Origin of the sequence: Curtobacterium sp. B18 (genome assembly GCF_000333375.1) — a bacterium.
Lineage (GTDB): Bacteria > Actinomycetota > Actinomycetes > Actinomycetales > Microbacteriaceae > Curtobacterium.
The window spans coordinates 1-2,933 of sequence record NZ_BACZ01000352.1 but is presented as its reverse complement, the minus strand read 5'-3'; the positions used below and the strand labels follow the sequence as shown (position 1 = coordinate 2,933).

The window sequence follows — 2,933 nt, the reverse complement described above, 5'->3', positions numbered from 1 at the left end:
CGGCGGAGTCCTCCTCGGGGTCGTCCCCGTACCAGCCGAGCGGCCGCGGCGTGAGCGCGAGGGTCGGCGTGAGGACAGCGTCGAACCGGTCGAAGGTGCCGATGAGTGCGGCCGAGAACGTGTCGAGCGCCGTCATCGCGTCGAGTACCCGTGTGCCGGTCAGGGTGCGGCCGCGGTCGACGAGCCACGACACCAGGGGCGTCAACTCCGTCAGGTCGATCCCGGGGACCATCGGCAACCGGGCGGCGCTCGACTCCCACGCCACCCGGAACGCCTCGGCGTACGGCGCCCGGGGCATCCGGACGTCCTCGACGCCGTGTCCGACCTCGCCGAGCACCTGGACGGCGGTCTCGACGGCGGCGCGTGCTGCGGGGTCGACCACCACGTCGACGGTGTCGTCCCACGGGGAGCCCTCGAGCAGCCCGACCACGAACCGTCCCTCACCCCGGACGGCCGCGGCGGTGAACGGTCCCTCGCCGACGTCGGGCGTGACGAGCGCGTACGGGTGCGGCTCCGGGAGCCCGGTCGGCGCCACGAGCGCGTCGAGCAGCATGCCCGCGTCCGCGACCGTCCGCGTGATCGGACCCGCGACGGACAGGCCGCCGACGCCGGAGCGTCCGGGCATCGACGGCACGCGTCCGCGGCTCGGCTTGAGCCCCACGAGTCCGGTCGCCGCGGCCGGGATCCGGACCGATCCGCCGCCGTCCGTGCCGACAGCGGCCGGCAGGAGTCCGGCGGCGACGGCGACCGCAGCGCCGCTCGACGACCCGCCGGGCGCGCGGCTCGTGTCGTACGGGTTCCGGGTCACGCCGAAGCGGGTCTCGGAGGACGACGACATCCCGAACTCGGGCGACGCGGTCTTGCCGAGGCTCACGGCGCCGGCGGCGTCGAGCGCCGCGACGAGCGGGTGGTCGACGGGCGCGGGACGCTCGGGCAGGCTCGTGGTGCCGTTCCGTGTCCGGACCCCGGCACGGTCGTACAGGTCCTTGTCAGCAGACGGGAGGCCCCACAGCGGTCGGGACGTCGGGACGCGGTGGCCGAGGTGCTCGGCACGGTCGCGTGCGGCGTCGGCGGTGACCGTCACGAAGGCGCCGAGCGCCGGATCGAGCCGGGCGATCCGCGCCAGGTAGTGCTCGGTGACCTCGAGGGCGGTGGCGTCGCCCCGTCGGATCCAGTCCCAGAGTTCCTGCGCGGTGAGGTGGTGGAGTTCGAACACGAGACCCCAGCCTAGGCGGGGCCGGAAATTCACCTGAACGTTCATTCAGTGACGTGTCCCTCGTTCGGGGGCCGATCGGGCGGCATCCACGAGCCGCCCTCATCCCGAGCCTGGACGATCCACCGGCGGACTGCGGACCGGACGGGTTACGGTTCCGCGTCGCACCACCAACCTCAGGAGGAACAAGGCCACGTGTTGACCAGGGACAACGACAGGGAACTCCACGGGGGGCACGGGGAAAACAGGGGGAAGGGGCGTCGCAGGGGCGCTCGCGAACAGAACGGACGGATCAGGACGCGGCGGGTCGTCGCCGGCATGGCGATCGTCGCGGGCGGAGCCCTCGTGCTCGGGCTCACGCAGCACGCGAACGAGACCGATGCCGCGACCAGAGGAGCGGCGGCGACCGGGACTCCGACCAGCGAGCCCTCGGCCACGAGCACCGCGCGCGCCACCCCGACGGCTGCTCCGTCGACGGAGCAGCCGTCGGCGTCGTCGTCGACCGCGTCGGCTCGGATCACTGCACGACCGACGCCGACCGCCACCGCCACGGCCAAGGCGGCAGCCGCCGCTCAGGCCTCCACCGCGACCGACTCGACGTCGGTGCCGCGGGGCGACGTCACGTCGAACGGGCGGACGTGGAAGCAGTCGTACGCCGAGGACTTCACGACCGACGCCGGCCTCGGCAGCGTCCTCAGCGCCTACCCGCGGCTCGGGGCGTACTCGGGCTACAGCGACACCAGCGGACGCGGGTACTACGCGCCGGACAAGGTGCTCAGCGTGTCGAACGGGAACCTCGACTTCTGGCTGCACTCCGAGGACGGGCAGCCGCTCGTCGCCACGGTGTTGCCGGACGACTACCAGCCGCACACGACGGGCCGCGTGTCGATCCGGTACAAGACCACGAACACCGAGGGCTACAAGTTCGTCGGGATGCTCTGGCCGAGCAGCAACGACTGGAACGAGGGCGAGATCGACTGGCCCGAGGGCGACCTCGGCAGCACGGTCCGACCGGCGTCCGCGATCCCGGGCACGCTGAGCAACGGCATGATGACGTTCGACAGCTGGTCTGGTCGGGTCCGGACGCGCCGCCGGCCTTGGCGGGGCGACGCTTGTACTGGACCGCGTTGAGGAGGACGGCGAACACGATCACGGCACCGGTGAAGACGGTCTGCCAGTAGGCGGAGACGCCGATGATGACGAGCCCGTCCGACAGGAAGCCGATGACGAACGCACCGAGCAGCGTGCCGCGGACGTTGCCGACGCCGCCGGACAGCGCCGCACCGCCGATGACGACCGCCGCGATCGCGGTCAGCTCGTAGGAGCTGCCGGCCGTCGGGCTCGCACTCGTGAGCTCGGACGACAGGATGAGGCCGGCGATCGCGGCGCACAGGCCGGACAGCACGTAGACACGGATCTTCACCCGCTTCACCGGGACACCGGACAGCTCCGCAGCGCGCTCGTTGCCACCGGACGCGTACAGCCAGCGGCCGAAGACGGTCCGGTTGAGGAGGAGCGATCCGACGACGGCGGCGACGATCATCACGATCACACCGATCGGGAGCCCGAGCAGCCGGTTGAAGCCAAGCCAGTCGAACCCGGTGTTGCCGAGCTCCGCGTTGCCCTCGAGGTTGTTGTAGGTCAAGCCGTTGGTCATCAGCAGTCCGATGCCGCGNACGACGTAGAGCATGCCGAGGGGGGCGACGAACGGTGCGACCCG

General features: G+C 72.0%; 2 protein-coding genes and 1 pseudogene. 1 reads left to right on the top strand and 2 read right to left on the bottom strand.

Annotated features, from left to right (window positions below):
- A partial coding sequence (locus I5E_RS09645) for an amidase (protein WP_022906793.1) occupies nt 1-1,216 on the bottom strand: 1,216 nt, incomplete at its 3' end.
- A 315-nt stretch (nt 1,217-1,531) separates the two neighbouring features.
- Here I5E_RS09645 and I5E_RS26370 point away from each other — a divergent pair.
- Complete coding sequence (locus I5E_RS26370; protein WP_022906792.1) at nt 1,532-2,344, top strand: hypothetical protein; 813 nt, start codon at nt 1,532-1,534, stop codon at nt 2,342-2,344.
- A gap of 64 nt (nt 2,345-2,408) precedes the next feature.
- On the opposite strand, the pseudogene I5E_RS26365 reads toward I5E_RS26370, so the two are convergent.
- Nucleotides 2,409-2,870, bottom strand: a pseudogene (locus I5E_RS26365) (ABC transporter permease); the annotation flags it as partial.
- Nucleotides 2,871-2,933 lie beyond the last annotated feature (63 nt).